15 protein-coding genes are annotated in these 14,033 nt (G+C 35.9%); 8 read left to right on the top strand and 7 right to left on the bottom strand.

The window, feature by feature from the left end; translation table 11 throughout:
- Positions 1-237: 237 nt before the first annotated feature.
- The 3 genes from CWR45_RS15725 (at position 238) to CWR45_RS15715 (ending at position 2,708) form a co-directional block, all read left to right on the top strand.
- Positions 238-1,143: a hydroxymethylglutaryl-CoA lyase gene (locus tag CWR45_RS15725; protein ID WP_115750813.1), complete on the top strand. Its 906-nt coding sequence runs from the start codon at positions 238-240 to the stop codon at positions 1,141-1,143.
- A 257-nt stretch (positions 1,144-1,400) separates the two neighbouring features.
- Positions 1,401-1,967 (top strand): helix-turn-helix domain-containing protein, encoded by a 567-nt coding sequence (locus tag CWR45_RS15720; protein WP_115750875.1) that lies wholly within the window; start codon positions 1,401-1,403, stop codon positions 1,965-1,967.
- A 153-nt stretch (positions 1,968-2,120) separates the two neighbouring features.
- Positions 2,121-2,708, top strand: a complete 588-nt coding sequence (locus tag CWR45_RS15715) for a hypothetical protein (RefSeq protein WP_115750812.1) — start codon at positions 2,121-2,123, stop codon at positions 2,706-2,708.
- Between the two features lie 123 nt (positions 2,709-2,831).
- Here CWR45_RS15715 and CWR45_RS15710 read toward each other — a convergent pair whose 3' ends face one another.
- Positions 2,832-3,173 (bottom strand): DUF4363 family protein, encoded by a 342-nt coding sequence (locus tag CWR45_RS15710; RefSeq protein ID WP_115750811.1) that lies wholly within the window; start codon positions 3,171-3,173, stop codon positions 2,832-2,834.
- Positions 3,174-3,269: 96 nt separating this feature from the next.
- Between CWR45_RS15710 and CWR45_RS15705 the strand changes: the two genes are divergently transcribed.
- A complete protein-coding gene (locus CWR45_RS15705) occupies positions 3,270-4,130 on the top strand; it encodes a DUF421 domain-containing protein (protein WP_115750810.1) in 861 nt (286 codons plus the stop codon).
- Positions 4,131-4,224: 94 nt separating this feature from the next.
- Positions 4,225-4,929 carry a DUF421 domain-containing protein gene (locus tag CWR45_RS15700; protein ID WP_115750809.1) on the top strand — a complete coding sequence of 235 codons (705 nt, stop codon included), beginning with the start codon at positions 4,225-4,227 and terminating at the stop codon, positions 4,927-4,929.
- A gap of 102 nt (positions 4,930-5,031) precedes the next feature.
- Here the strand turns inward: CWR45_RS15700 and CWR45_RS15695 are convergent, their stop codons facing one another.
- Together CWR45_RS15695 and CWR45_RS15690 are read right to left on the bottom strand one after the other, a co-directional pair.
- The gene (locus tag CWR45_RS15695; protein WP_115750808.1) at positions 5,032-6,570 is read right to left on the bottom strand and encodes a flotillin lipid rafts scaffold protein FloT; all 1,539 of its coding nucleotides are present in this window, start codon (positions 6,568-6,570) and stop codon (positions 5,032-5,034) included.
- A gap of 48 nt (positions 6,571-6,618) precedes the next feature.
- Positions 6,619-7,164, bottom strand: a complete 546-nt coding sequence (locus CWR45_RS15690) for an NfeD family membrane protein (RefSeq protein WP_115750807.1) — start codon at positions 7,162-7,164, stop codon at positions 6,619-6,621.
- A gap of 659 nt (positions 7,165-7,823) precedes the next feature.
- Between CWR45_RS15690 and CWR45_RS15685 the strand changes: the two genes are divergently transcribed.
- Positions 7,824-8,051, top strand: coding sequence for a hypothetical protein (locus tag CWR45_RS15685; protein WP_115750806.1), 228 nt, complete (start codon positions 7,824-7,826; stop codon positions 8,049-8,051).
- Between the two features lie 61 nt (positions 8,052-8,112).
- Here CWR45_RS15685 and qoxD read toward each other — a convergent pair whose 3' ends face one another.
- The 4 genes from qoxD to CWR45_RS15665 are packed head-to-tail and all read right to left on the bottom strand — an operon-like array spanning position 8,113 to position 11,920.
- Positions 8,113-8,397: a cytochrome aa3 quinol oxidase subunit IV gene (qoxD, locus tag CWR45_RS15680; RefSeq protein ID WP_115750805.1), complete on the bottom strand. Its 285-nt coding sequence runs from the start codon at positions 8,395-8,397 to the stop codon at positions 8,113-8,115.
- Between the two features lies 1 nt (position 8,398).
- Positions 8,399-8,995 carry a cytochrome (ubi)quinol oxidase subunit III gene (locus CWR45_RS15675; protein ID WP_115750804.1) on the bottom strand — a complete coding sequence of 199 codons (597 nt, stop codon included), beginning with the start codon at positions 8,993-8,995 and terminating at the stop codon, positions 8,399-8,401.
- Positions 8,995-10,941, bottom strand: a complete 1,947-nt coding sequence (gene qoxB / locus CWR45_RS15670) for a cytochrome aa3 quinol oxidase subunit I (protein ID WP_115750803.1) — start codon at positions 10,939-10,941, stop codon at positions 8,995-8,997. Before qoxB ends, CWR45_RS15675 begins: the two co-directional genes overlap by 1 nt.
- Positions 10,942-10,999: 58 nt before the next feature.
- Positions 11,000-11,920, bottom strand: a complete 921-nt coding sequence (locus CWR45_RS15665; protein ID WP_115750802.1) for a cytochrome aa3 quinol oxidase subunit II — start codon at positions 11,918-11,920, stop codon at positions 11,000-11,002.
- A 325-nt stretch (positions 11,921-12,245) separates the two neighbouring features.
- Here CWR45_RS15665 and CWR45_RS15660 point away from each other — a divergent pair, with 325 nt between their 5' ends.
- Both CWR45_RS15660 and CWR45_RS15655 read left to right on the top strand, forming a co-directional pair.
- Positions 12,246-12,773, top strand: coding sequence for a phosphatase PAP2 family protein (locus tag CWR45_RS15660; protein ID WP_245975435.1), 528 nt, complete (start codon positions 12,246-12,248; stop codon positions 12,771-12,773).
- 65 nt (positions 12,774-12,838) lie between these two features.
- Positions 12,839-13,984, top strand: coding sequence for a glycosyltransferase family 4 protein (locus CWR45_RS15655; RefSeq protein ID WP_115750801.1), 1,146 nt, complete (start codon positions 12,839-12,841; stop codon positions 13,982-13,984).
- The last annotated feature ends 49 nt before the right edge of the window (positions 13,985-14,033 follow it).

Raw genomic sequence — 14,033 nt, 5'->3', positions numbered from 1 at the left:
TTTATTATATACTTAATTCAACAAAGTTGAATCTTACTAAACTATATTGAATATACTGTATTGTTAGCTCTAACTGTTCGACTAATCTATGGCTTATTTTAATAACTACACATGAAATCGCATTCTTTGCAGTTTCAACTATAGTGAGCCTCTGCACGAACATGTTCATTTGCTCATAAACTGTACAAAGTTCTTACTCAGGTTTAATCCTAAAACAGGTGACTAGGAGGGGAATGCATGATGAATTTGCCTAAGTATGTGCAGATTAAAGAAGTAGGACCTCGAGATGGCTTACAGAATGAAAAATCATGGATTGATACTGCTGATAAGATTGCTTGGATTAATATGTTGTCTGAATCAGGAGTAGAGGAAATTGAGTACTCTTCATTTGTTAATCCGAAATGGATTCCAGCGCTTGCTGATGCCCGTGAAGTTGGGCAGAAAATTAAGCGGAATCCGAACGTTTCTTATTCAGCTCTTGTACCAAATGTAAAAGGGTTGGACTTTGCATTGGAGGCTGGAATTGATCGTGCTTCGGTGTTTATGTCTGCAAGTGAATCCCATAATATTAATAACATAAATAAATCCATTGCTGACACCTATCCAGTATTAAAACGAGTAATTGAGGAAGCAAAACGGTCGGGTAAACCTGTGACAGGCTATGTATCCACCGTATTTGATTGTCCACATGAAGGGAGAATTGCACCAAGCGAAGTTCTTCGAGTATGTGAGAAGTTATTTGAGTTTGGAGTGGATGATATTTCCTTAGGAGATACGATTGGCTCCGCAGTTCCGTCACAGGTCGAGCAGCTTCTAGAAACTGTTCTCCATCATTATCCGCAAGAGAAAATAATTATGCACTTTCATGATACAAGAGGAATGGCAATCGCTAATATTATGACATCGATGCAGTATGGTATCAATCGCTTCGATAGTTCGATTGGCGGGCTTGGCGGTTGTCCATATGCTCCAGGTGCTGCTGGAAATGTCGCGACAAATGATGTGCTGTATCTTCTGCATGGATTAGGAATTCATACAGGTATAAATGAACAAAAAATCCAAGAAGCATCGTTATTTATCCAAGGTAAATTGGGAAAAGCATTACCGAGTAAATCATTAGCCTATCTCGCAAGTGCAATATAAAGATAGTTATCATTACTAATGGCTTAGAATATTTGCCGTGATTTTAAGGGGAACAAAAAGCTTAAAATTACGGTATTTCTATTTGTTAAAGGCAATTACTGAAACTGCAGAAAGCTGATGAATGCAACATTTTTTAGATATTTTCAATCTACAAATAAGCAACAAAATATTAGAAATTCCATCTCTCAGTTATTCTTGACGCATTCCAATGACTATTCTATTATAAAATTAAGTATAGTTGATATTTTTTGAAAGGAATGAGATTCATCAATCTTCACGCTATTGGACTCAAATTAAAGGAAATACGGTTAAGAAAGAAAATGACACAGCAGCAAGTTGCCGATCGATGTGGTATTTCGAAGAGCATGCTTTCCAAAATTGAAAATGGACAAACGGCTTCCGCTATTGCTACACTTTCAAAAATCAGTGAAGTATTAAATGTAACGCTTGCATGGATTTTAGATGATAAAACGGAAGAGGATCTTGTGCTTCAGAAAAAATCAAATCGAGAGTCAAAAGTAGGGGATGTCAGCATGGGATATTCCTATGAGTTGCTTGCGAATCGCTCACAATTTAGTGGAATTGAACCAACAATTGTTCATGTTACCCCAAAAAACATCAATCAACGAGAAGAATCATATACACATTCTCAGGATGAGTTTATTTATATTTTAGAGGGTTCGATTTTCTTGTTTTATAATGGAGATAAGCATTATATGGAAAAAGGGGATAGTGCCTATTTTCAGGGATCAAAACCACATCTCTTTATTCCAGTAAATGATGAAGAAGCAAAGGTGTTCACACTTTTCATTGATCGACCGTAAAAGATAAACAGATCTTCACTAATACACAGGTAAGACCTGTTAGCTTTTTGCCTATATATTATGAAATCCTCTTATGTCATCAATAACCATACCTGCTTGCCCTTGATAAATCAGTTAATAAAGACAATAACAATCATAATAGGTGGTGATGTCTTGGAGTTGTTTATTGAGATTTTCTTTGCAGTAATAATATTATTCTGGATCTATCGTTTTGCTCTTATTTTGGTCAAGATGAAGCGGAAGATTATATTACCAAATTCGGATGATGAATTAGCAGTTATTCGAAAATTCCCGCAAAAAATTATAAATCCACCCACTTTTTCCAAACAAATAGGTGGAATAATTACGTATGTTCTTATTTTTCTGTACGTCATTATCATGTTTATTGTAGGACAATTTTTTTTAGAATTCTACTGGTCATTATATTTATTACTTATGCTGCCAATATTGCAGTTTTCCAACATACTAAATATGTTCGCCATTATTGAAGAAGGCATTATTTGTGGTGCAAGATTTATCGGTTGGAGGAAAATTAAATCATTTGAGTTTGCCACAATCGATTTTGATCATCGATTCTATGGTTATTCTATTGAAGTTAATAATCAATATGAAATGATAATCAAGACAAGGTTCGAAACCTTTCCTTGTATTATTACTTCGGAAGAGATGATGGAGAAATTGCGGAGCATATTATACCAACATAATGTACGTGAATTAGAACTAGCTGAGAATGAACTTTAAAGAAGAAGGGGAAGAGAGGAGGGACATCTAATGAATTCCGTGTCCCTAATTATAGATAATAGAACTTTCACGCTGTATAAGTGAAACCAAGGATTGACTTAAAGGCCTGGTGATAATCAGTCTTTATAAAGAGTAAATATCCTTAATAAAGGATTTTACTGTAGATAGCTCAATCCTAGCTTGAGTTCGATCCTTTTCTTCAATAGCTGTAATAAGTTTTGCAATACTATTTTTTAAATCTTCATATTCACCTTCATCTCCTAATAATTGTAATTTCCACTCATTTTTGCCATATAACCTTTTTAGTTCATAGCATTCCTCTTTTATTTTTTTCCAATCTGTTTCTTGTTGTGAGAAGTGTTGATCGATTGAAGTTATTTTTTCCAAAAAATAGTCCCCGCCAACTAGACTGGAACAAGCTGATAGTATGATGAAGCTAATCAATGCAAGCATTCCTTTTTTCATCGTAATATTACAACCTCCTAATAATTTGCATGGTTATCATTAGATTGTCCAATAATAAGAAATGCTTTCATAATATTGGACATTGGAGTGATAATCGTGCCAGAGTATGTATTAATTTTGATCCGTTCAATAGCTTCTTTTCTATTGCTTCTAATCATGGCTAGAATTATGGGGAAGAAGCAAATTTCTCAACTAACATTCTTTGATTACTGCGTTGGTATTACAATCGGCTCGATTGCCGCAAGTATGTCCGTTGATCAAAATATTAAGATTACAAATGGGCTGGTTTCCTTGATTATTTGGGGGCTTTTTCCGGTTGTTTTATCATATGTGGGGATAAAATCGAGAATCTTTTCACGAATAACTGATGGAAAGCCAGCAATCATTATTAAAAATGGTGAAGTGTTAGAGAAGAGCATGAAGAAGAATCAACTAACGATAGATGAGTTACTACTCTTATTACGGGCCGAAGGAGTATTTAAAGTGTCAGATGTTGAGATAGCGGTATTGGAAACTAACGGACAGCTAAGTGTAATGAAGAAAACAGATCAGCAGCCCATTACCCCTAGTGCAATTGGACTTAAACTTGAGCAAGAACATAGTCCAACGGTTCTTATTACGGATGGTAAGATATTAACAGAAAATCTTTCAATATTGGGATACACTGAAGAATGGCTCGTAGGTGAAATTGAAAAACAAGGCGCTTCAGCTATCCAGGAAGTATTTTTGGCGCAAATTGATTCAAAAGGGGAATTGTATGTCGACCTTTATAACGAGAGGTCAAAACGATCTGTTGCTGAACAACGTCCATTGCTTGCAGCAGATTTAAAAAAGTTACAAGCGGATCTAGAAATATTCTCATTAGAAACGGATAATTTGAAGGCGAAGAGAATGTACGCAGAGCAAGCAGCTAGGCTTCAGGAAGTCATTGATAGGGTCTTGCCATATTTGAAATGATTTTTACTTTATTTGAGTTGTGTTTACCTTAATGTGTAATTAGTTTTTATAATCGAAAAAGTTTAACTAAAATAATCATACAAAAGGAAAAAGTATGCTACCTAATTTTGAATTCTTAGAAATGATTTTTCGTACAACCGTTGTTTTTCTTGTTCTCTTAATTATGGCTCGTATATTAGGAAGAAAACAATTGAGTCAATTAACGTTTTTCCATTACATAACGGGAATAACGATTGGGTCGATAGCAGGTGAAATTGCTGGTAAGTCTCATACTACAATGCTAAATGGTCTAACGAGTATCATTTGGTGGTCTCTTCTTACGATACTTATTAGTTATTTTGGGTTGAAGTTTTCTAAAGTTAGGGTAATTACGGATGGGGAACCTGTAATAATTATTAAAGAGGGGAAAATTCTTGAAAGGGAGCTTAAGAAGTTACATCTCAACATGGACGATCTCAGTATGCTGCTTAGAGAGAAGGATGTATTTTCGACAACTGAGGTTTACCATGCAGTATTTGAACCAAATGGGAAGTTAAGTATTTTGTTAAAGCAAGATTACCTGCCGCTAACAAAGAAGGATCTACATGTATTTACTTTTAAACCAAAGTATATACCTATGGAGCTAATAGTTGATGGAAAAGTTGTAGAAAAGAATCTAAGAGAAGCAGGGATAACAGAAGAATGGCTTGATAAACAATTAATATTATCGGGATTTAATCTAGAAGATATATTTTATGTAGAATTGCAACAAGATGGTTCACTTTATATCGATAAGCGTGATGATAACCAAAAAGAGTAAGGAATTATAAAACATCATCACGTATCAATATACTGAAAGAAAAAAATCCTAGCAAGGTTCTTTTAATTGATCCCTGCTAGGATTTCATAAAGGCTTTCTAAATTAATTCTTGGTTTCGGCTTTCTCCGCCTCATATCGAATTCTTCCAAGATCTAGATCTTCTGTGACGTTATTTTTTCCTACTAAATTCTCTAGTAAATCTTTCACGTCAATACCAGAGGATGCTTTTAGTGTTTCTTGTAATGTTGACATTAGATTTGTAGCGTAACCTGTAACTTTATTTGCGCCACCATCTGTACCACTACTTCCCGTATCAACAACTGTAATCTTATCGATATTAGCAAGTGGGCTTGCAACTTCCTTCGCATATTCAGGAAGCATCTTCATTACCATATCAAGCACAGCGGCTTGACCAAACTGTTCGAATGCTTCTGCGATTTTTTGCTTCGCTTCCGCTTCTGCGATACCCTTTAGACGGATAATTTCTGCTTCTGCTTCCCCTTGTGCACGTTCTGCATCTGCTTTTGCAAGACCATCCACGCGAACTCGTTCAGCTTCTGCTTTTGCTTGAGATTCAATGCGATATTGGTTAGCATCTGCTGCTGCGATTTGTTTCGCTTTATCCGCTATTGCTGCTTGTTCCACGGAATAACGGTCCGCGTCAGCTTTCTTCTTAACTTCTGAATCATATTGCTTCTCCCGGCGAAGAATTTCTTTTTCTTCTAGTTCAATTTGTTTTTGACGCTCAATAATTTTAATTTGCATTTGTTGCTCGGTAACTTGTTGCTTCGCACGAGCTGTTTCAAAGTCATATGCTTGGTCGGCTCGTGCTTTAGCAATATCTTGCTCGCGACGATATTCTGCAGTCTTTAATTGATTCTCTTTCTCCGCCTCGGCAATTTCTGTCGATCTTTCTAGCTCGGCTTTCTGTGCTTCTTTTGCAGCTTCAGCACGTTTAATTCTAGTTTCTTTATCTGCTTCAGCTGTTGCAATATCTGCATCACGTTTTACTTGCGCAATTCGAGGTTTACCTAATGAATCAAGATAGCCATTTTTGTCTTTTACTTCTTTAATCGTAAAGGATACGATAACTAATCCCATTTTCGCTAGATCTTGAGAAGCAACCCGTTGCACTTCCTGGGAAAATTTATCACGGTTTTTATAAATTTCCTCAACTGTCATTGAGCCAAGGATTGATCTTAGATGACCTTCTAGTACTTCTTTCGCTTCGTTTTCTCGATCATCTCTCGATTTTCCAAGGAATTGTTCTGCCGCTGTTGCGATTTCACTAATTGATCCACCTATTTTAATAATTGCTGTTCCGTCAGCCATAACTGGAACACCTTGTTCCGTATAAACCTCTGGAGTGGAGACTTCAAGTTTACTAGATAGTAAACTAAGTGGTTCCGCTTGTTGGAAAACAGGTAGGACGAACGTACCACCACCTCGAATAATCTTAATTTTATTCCCTGATTCATCGACATGGACATTTTTGCTGCCTAGATAACTGCCGGTAACAATTAAGGCTTCATCTGGTCCTGCTGTACGATATTTTGTTACGAATACTGCGATAAGTGCTATTACGATAAATACGACGATTGCGATAGCAATCCAAACTAATGCTGAAATATCTTCGAACATGATTTTCCCCCTTTTATTTAATTATAATAATACCTAATAAAGGTATGATTAACTTAACTGATGGATGTCTAAATTATTTTCGTATGTTTCTACATACAAGACGCCTTTTTCCACATTAATAATAAGTACTTGCTGTCCTTCTTGAATTATCTTATTTTCATAGCATGCAGCAGGCTTTGAAATACGACCGCTCTTGCTATCAATAACAACCTCGCCAAAACCATTTTCAGGAATTGGTATAATTACTTTTCCAACACGACCTTTTAAAGACTCCTCTGTATAACTAAGAGATTCCTCGGCTGAGGACATCGGTATAAGAATGAAGATGTTTAGAAGGGTGACTAATAGTAGTCCAGTTAATATAGAAATGATTAATATTAATATGCTATTAAGTGTTGTGAGGCTTTCAAGGATATAGCCAGAAGCAGAGGTGAATGTGAGAAATGCTAAAATTAATACAGGATTAAAAATTCCGAGCATCTCACCAATACCTTCTAATATATCTCCAAATAAAAGGAAAAGAATGGTTAGAATTCCTGCGACTATAAGAGTAGTGAGATAAATTGTCTCGATTGGAGTACCAAAAAGAACCATGGAAATCACTCCTCTATATGTATTTGAGCTACTAGTCTTAATACGAATGAAATGCAATTAGGTTTCAAAAAAGTGGAAAATATTCAAAAATAAATTAGCTATGATTTTAGACTGACACTCCTATAACTATATTCGAAATCTTTATATGTATCAACAATATATTGGGGAAATTTTACCATTTTAATATGTTACATATCTAAAAATAAGAGTAAATATGAATAAATAGGGGCTCTCCCCAAAAAGAGGATGTTGCAAATGTATACGTATATCAAGAACATTACCTATAGCTACTATTTCTACGTAAGTCATTTCCATTGCTACGGGATATTTGACAATGAAACAGTCTATTCCAGAACAAAGATAATTTATAGGGGATGAAAATGATACTTAGAATCTTACCTATGTGCTTGATTGTAACGAACTGACATTAGCTGGAGCTGGGGAGAGGGGCAGTCATTATAAAAATGAAATGGATTGACTTTTGTTAGCCAGAAGATCAAGAGTATCTAGATTTACATAGGCTTACAATAGAGCCGTACATAAAACAATTAGAAGCGAGTCGTTTTGTCAACGTTAAAAACAAATATTCGAAAAATGTTCATAAATAGTTTGACAAAATTGTGAACAGGGAAGATAATAGATTAAAGGAGCTGTTAAATATGAATGCACATAATCAAATATTAAAAGTCACATCTTTTATTTGTGGAATATTAATCATCATAGGTACTGCGCTCTTTATGTATGGATATTTTGTAAACGGTTACCAAAATGTTGCCGGCATTGGTGCTGGAGCAGTAATGGGTGCCGCATTTATCTTTATCATGGGCGTATTTCTAGTCGCTACTGAAGAGATGATTGAGAAGAACAAACAAAGAAAACTTTCTTAATGATAAAACATATGAACAGAAAAACGAGGGCGTCAATACGACGCCCTCGTTGATTTATTATTTACATATATCCCCATACCATTGCGAGCAAGCTACCAAAGATCGTAACTAATGCAATAAATATTGAGTAGAATAAACTTGTGTAAATGGTACTTTTATCTTTACTTTCACCAGCATGCATAAAGATGATCAGTTGAACACCTGCTTGAATAAATGCTGTTATTAGCAAAATTGTCATTCCTAATTCAAAGGACATATCCATGAAGTAAACACTAAGTGCAACGACTGTAAGTAACAACGAGAAGACAAACCCATTGACTTGTTTAGCTGGAAATAGTTCCTTCATATTACATCATTCCTTTCAAGTAGATGAAACTGAAGATGAAGATCCACATTACATCTAGGAAATGCCAATACAATGAGAAAATAAATGTTTTATTAGCTGTTCTCGGATTAAAGCCATCCTTCTTGATTTGCATTAAGATGAATAATCCCCAGAATAAGCCAAATGTAACGTGGGCACCATGAGTCCCAAGTGTTGTAAGTAGCATACCGGTAAAGGCACTTACTTGCAATCCAGCACCAACATGATAGTAATGCATGAATTCATAAATCTCAACACTTAGGAACGCTGCACCTAGCAATAGCGTAACTGCCAGGAATGCAATTGTAGCGTTTTTACGTTGCAAGCGCATCGCGTTAACTGCAAGACCAATAGTAAAACTACTAGTTAAAAGTAAGAATGTTTCAATTAACACAGGTGTGATTTCAAAAATATCTGCACCTGTTGGACCACTACCTGTACGATCCGCATAGATGAAATAGGTAGTGAAGAGGGTAGCGAAAAGCATAATTTCCGCACCAAGGAAAATCCAGAAACCAAGAATATTCATTTCATTTTGTTCAGTACTATATTCAAGAGGCTGCGTGTTATCGATTTTCATTAGTTTGCACCTCCGTTTTTATTTTCCGTTTCATTAATTTCACTTACAGGAATATAATATCCGTCATCTTTTTCAAATGTGCGATACACCATGCAAGCAAAGAAAGCAATCGCTGAAATGATTACTCCAGCCCAGATGTAGAATACAAATGAGAATGCAAAGACAAACATAATTCCAGACATAATTATCGGCAAACCACTATTATTTGGCATGTGGATTTTTTCAACCTTGCCCTTAAAAATCTGAGATCCTTTTTTCTTCTGATCCCAAAGTGCATCAGCTGATTCAACTTCTGGTGTAACAGGGAAGTTATAGCTTTGAACTGGACTTTGTGTAGCCCATTCCAGTGAGCGTGCATCCCATGGATCATTACCGATATTTCTTGGTGAATTTTTAATACTGTAAAGCACGTTATAGACAATAATGACAAATCCGATAGCCATTAGACCTGCTCCAAAGAATGAAAGCATATTTAATGGACCGAATCCAGTAGCCTCAGAATAAGTGTACATACGGCGTGCTTGGCCATCTAACCCAGTAATATACATTGGGAAGAATGAGAAACAGAACCCGACAGTAATAAACCAGAACGCCCATTTACCGATTTTTTCATTCAGCATGAAACCGAACATTTTCGGCCACCAGTAAGTTAATCCTGCAAGCATTGCGAATACAACACCTGGAATAATAACATTATGGAAGTGGGCAACTAGGAACATTGTATTATGGTACTGGAAGTCCGCACTAGCAACCCCGAGCATAACACCAGTAACCCCACCGATTGTAAATAATGGAATAAATGCTACAGAATATAGCATTGGTACTGTGAACCTGATTTTTCCTTTCCACATGGTAAGCAGCCAGTTAAAGATCTTAATTCCCGTTGGTACAGCAATCGCCATTGTTGTAACAGAGAAGATACTATTTGTAAATGCATCATGACCCATTGTAAAGAAATGGTGTGCCCAAACTAAGAATGACATTAGGGAGATAATAACCATTGATGCTACCATTGATTTATATCCGTATAGATTACGACCAGAGAATGTTGAGATAATCTGACTGTAAATTCCAAACGCAGGGAGAATTAAGATATAAACTTCAGGATGTCCCCAAACCCAGAATAAGTTAGCCCAGTGCATATCCATTCCGCCATCTGTTGACGTAAAGAGGGCTGTTCCAAATTGACGATCTAAAGTTCCCATTAAAAGGGCGATAGTCAATACTGGGAAAGCAAATACGATGATTGCATTTGTAATAAGTGCAGACCAAGTAAACATTGGCATTTTCATTAACTTCATACCTGGAGCTCGCATCTTTATAATCGTTACAATAAAGTTAATACCAGTCATTAATGTACCAAGACCGGAAATCTGCAGTGCCCAGTTGTAGTAGTTAACACCAACAGAGGTGCTGAAATCATTGCTCGCTAGTGGATAATAATTCGTCCAACCAGCATCAGGTGACCCGCCAATTACAAATGAAATGTTAAATAGCATCGCACCTGCGAAGAATAACCAAAAACTTAGTGCGTTAAGTCTTGGGAAAGCAACATCCCTTGCACCAATTTGCAATGGTACAACTAAGTTCATCATACCGATGATGAATGGCATCGCCATAAAGAGGACCATGACAACTCCGTGAGTTGTAAATACCTCATTATAGTGCTGTGCATCTAAAAATCCATTATCAGGTACAGAAGTTTGTAGACGCATCATAACTGCATCTGCACCACCGCGGAATAACATAAGTAAAGCAGAAATAATATACATAATACCGATTCGTTTATGGTCTACAGTTGTTAACCATTCTTTCCACAAGTAGCCCCATTTTTTAAAATAAGTGATACCAAGGATGATGGCAAGTATGGTAAGACCAATGGCAACCATAGATGCATATATCAATGGACTTGGATGGGGAACGGCGAATCTTTCAAAAAATTCCATGTTTTATTTATCTCCTTTCGAGAAACTAGTTGTCCTAAGTAGCGTATTTGATAATAATTTAGTGTTGGTCATGTTCTGACTCAGTGTCAGTATCTTCATGGTCTTCATGATTCCCATGATCTGTTTCAGAAGATCCGTGATTATGCCCACCATTTTCCCCTTCAGGAGCTGGTAAGAAATCTAAATGAGTACCAGTGAATGTCATCTGCCCAAGGTGTCCTGGTTCTAGTAATTTAGTAAACTCTTCTTCTGTAATTGGTTCAGCTGTTGCATGAATATCTTCTATCCATGAGTCAAACTCTTCAGGTTCAAGTGAAGTTACATTAAATGTATTTTCGGCAAAACCTGCTCCATTAAAGTTCGAATTTCGACCGACCATTTCAGCAGGTACGTCAGCTACTACATTTAATTTGTTAACCATATCCGCCATCGCATACTTTTGGCCTGCAAGCTGTGGAATCCAGAAGCTTGAGATTGTGCTATGTGAATAAAGTCTAAACTCTACAGGGCGATGTGTTGGAATGAATACGTAGTTGACCGTTTCAATATCTTCTTCTGGGTATGCAAAATGCCATTTCCAGTCAGAGGAAGAAGCATAAATTACTAGCGGTTCTTGATCCTCGTATCCTTCAGGTACTGCTTCAACTTGATATGTTGAAATAACGGAAACAAAGGATAGGAATGCAACAATTAGTATTGGAATCCCAACAATAATCCCTTCAACAATAGGATTTCCTTCAATATGAGGTGGCTCATAATCTTCCGGTTGTTTTGAAGCGCGATATTTTACTAGCATGTTAATTAGAAGTACGATAACAGTAATTACTACTACTGCCATTGTAATAATCGATATCCAAATAACATTAGAAATAGTTGCTGCTTGAGGACCTTTCGTATCGAATACAAGCAACGGCTCACAGCCTGTTAATATCATGGAAATAGTAAGTAGTCCAAATAATAAGGCTAATTTGATTTTCATTTAAGTAAGAACCCCTTTCTTCTTTGAATTTTTTTCTAAAGCATTATTACTCTAAAACCAATTAATATACTAGTATCATATAAAGGGAAAAACAAGAAATTGTTAAATATTTCACAAAAAAGTCATCTAAATATGGACGTTTTGTGTATAGTTCTGGAATTTTCGTTAATTTTGATGTAATTTAATTTTTCTTAATAATTTTATTAAATGCATTAATTGATAAAGGGGTCTTCTTAATACTAAATTTACAATAAATTATGATTAATTACATATTTGAGCGATATAATATAGTAAAGGGATATTGAATGGTGAGAGGAGTGAAAATTTGGCGAAAATATTGCATCAATTTTACGATATGGAATGCCAGCTGATTCTTTATATTAATCGATACTTTGAAAGAAAACATGTAAATGCCTTTTTTAGATTTATTACTCATCTTGGCGGAGCTAGATTTACGATTACTAGCGTATTATTAGTAATCTTCCTTGCCAATGAGTCTGTAAAGCTGGCAGCAATATCTAGTGCTATTGCATTAGCAATCAGTCACATCCCTGTAGCGCTAGTAAAGAAACTATTTCCCCGGAAGAGACCGTATATAGCGCTAAATAAGGTTAATGTTGTTGATAATCCATTACAGGATCATTCCTTTCCATCTGGGCATACAACTGCGATATTTTCGATTCTAATTCCATTTGTATTATTAATTCCGTTACTAGCAATTATTTTATTACCAATTGGTTTTATTGTCGGCCTTTCGCGGATTTATTTAGGGCTGCATTATCCTTCTGATGTGATGGCAGGATGTATATTAGGATGTTCTGCAGGTATGATTTCTTTTCAGTTCATACTTTAAGATTTGATTGTACCTGTTTTCTGTCAGGATCGTTGTATGACTAAATTTATTGGGGGAGAGTTGCATTGAAGATTGCTATTTTTACCGATACGTATGCACCTGATGTAAATGGGGTTGCTAAAACACTAGAGCGATTTACATCGTATCTCGAAGATAACCAGATTGAATTTCGAGTATTTGCACCTAGAAGTACGGTAAATAAAGATTTATTTTCTAAAGATGTTTCCCGGTTTGTGAGTTTGCCATTATTTTTATATAAGGAATGTAGTTTCGCAATACCTAACATGCTACAAATTCGAGAAGAATTATTAGAATTTAAACCGGACCTTATCCATGTGGCAACACCATTTAATCTTGGGTTATGTGGATTACATTATGCTAAGAAACTAGATATCCCGATTGTCGGATCTTACCATACCGATTTTGATAAATATTTGAAGTACTACGATTTGCAGTTTTTATCTAAAATGCTTTGGAAGTATATGCACTGGTTTCACCGACCACTCCGTAAGATATTTGTACCATCTATTGATACGAAAGAGCAATTACAACGGCAAGGTTTCACTAATTTATCGATTTGGCCTCGAGGAGTAGATTGTTCTGTTTTCAATCCAAATTATGACGCTAGCAAGATACGAGAAAAATACAAAATAAAAGAAAAATATATACTACTTTATGTTGGCCGGTTATCACCTGAGAAAGATATCATGTTATTACCTGAAATTAACAAGCAGCTTCTTCGTACAATTAGTGATGAGGTGCATTGGCTAATTGTTGGTGATGGTCCAGTAAAGAAGGACTTAGAGGCTTTAGCACTCAGAAACATGTCATTTGCAGGATTTTTGGAAAAAGGAGAGTTAGCGGAAGCATATGCAGCTTCAGATTTATTTGTATTTCCATCTGCTACAGAAACCTTCGGAAATGTGGTACTGGAATCAATGGCAGCAGGTACACCGGTAATAGGCGCAAATGCTGGTGGAGTACGGACGATAATTCAAGATGAAATAACAGGTAAACTATGCAATGAAAAAGATGTTAATGCTTTTGCTGAAGCTATTATACAATTATTGTCATCAGAGGAAAATAGGAGATCAATGAGTCTGAAAGGAATTAAATATGCACAAAGCCAATCATGGGAAGCTATTTTCAGTAGACTACTTGCTGAATATGAAGAGGCACTGGCAGAGGAAGTGTATAAAGTTCTTGCATAAGAAACCTAAATAGTTAGCAATTTAACTAAATATAGAAATTTGAATTGTT

This window comes from Oceanobacillus chungangensis (assembly GCF_003369565.1).
In the GTDB taxonomy this organism is placed as follows: domain Bacteria; phylum Bacillota; class Bacilli; order Bacillales; family Amphibacillaceae; genus Oceanobacillus; species Oceanobacillus chungangensis.
Note: the sequence above shows the minus strand (reverse complement) of the source record. Positions and strands in the feature narration are given on the sequence as shown.

Bases quoted from the DNA above. Each gene is read 5' to 3' on its own strand.
- qoxD (WP_115750805.1), bottom strand. From the start codon at position 8,397: ATGAAGGAACTATTTCCAGCTAAACAAGTCAATGGGTTTGTCTTCTCG.
- CWR45_RS15710 (WP_115750811.1), bottom strand. From the start codon at position 3,173: ATGAAAAAAGGAATGCTTGCATTGATTAGCTTCATCATACTATCAGCT.
- CWR45_RS15700 (WP_115750809.1), top strand. From the start codon at position 4,225: ATGCTACCTAATTTTGAATTCTTAGAAATGATTTTTCGTACAACCGTT.
- CWR45_RS15665 (WP_115750802.1), bottom strand. From the start codon at position 11,920: ATGAAAATCAAATTAGCCTTATTATTTGGACTACTTACTATTTCCATG.
- CWR45_RS15675 (WP_115750804.1), bottom strand. From the start codon at position 8,995: ATGAAAATCGATAACACGCAGCCTCTTGAATATAGTACTGAACAAAAT.
- CWR45_RS15695 (WP_115750808.1), bottom strand. From the start codon at position 6,570: ATGTTCGAAGATATTTCAGCATTAGTTTGGATTGCTATCGCAATCGTC.
- CWR45_RS15690 (WP_115750807.1), bottom strand. From the start codon at position 7,164: ATGGTTCTTTTTGGTACTCCAATCGAGACAATTTATCTCACTACTCTT.
- CWR45_RS15725 (WP_115750813.1), top strand. From the start codon at position 238: ATGATGAATTTGCCTAAGTATGTGCAGATTAAAGAAGTAGGACCTCGA.
- CWR45_RS15685 (WP_115750806.1), top strand. From the start codon at position 7,824: ATGAATGCACATAATCAAATATTAAAAGTCACATCTTTTATTTGTGGA.
- CWR45_RS15720 (WP_115750875.1), top strand. From the start codon at position 1,401: ATGAGATTCATCAATCTTCACGCTATTGGACTCAAATTAAAGGAAATA.
- qoxB (WP_115750803.1), bottom strand. From the start codon at position 10,941: ATGGAATTTTTTGAAAGATTCGCCGTTCCCCATCCAAGTCCATTGATA.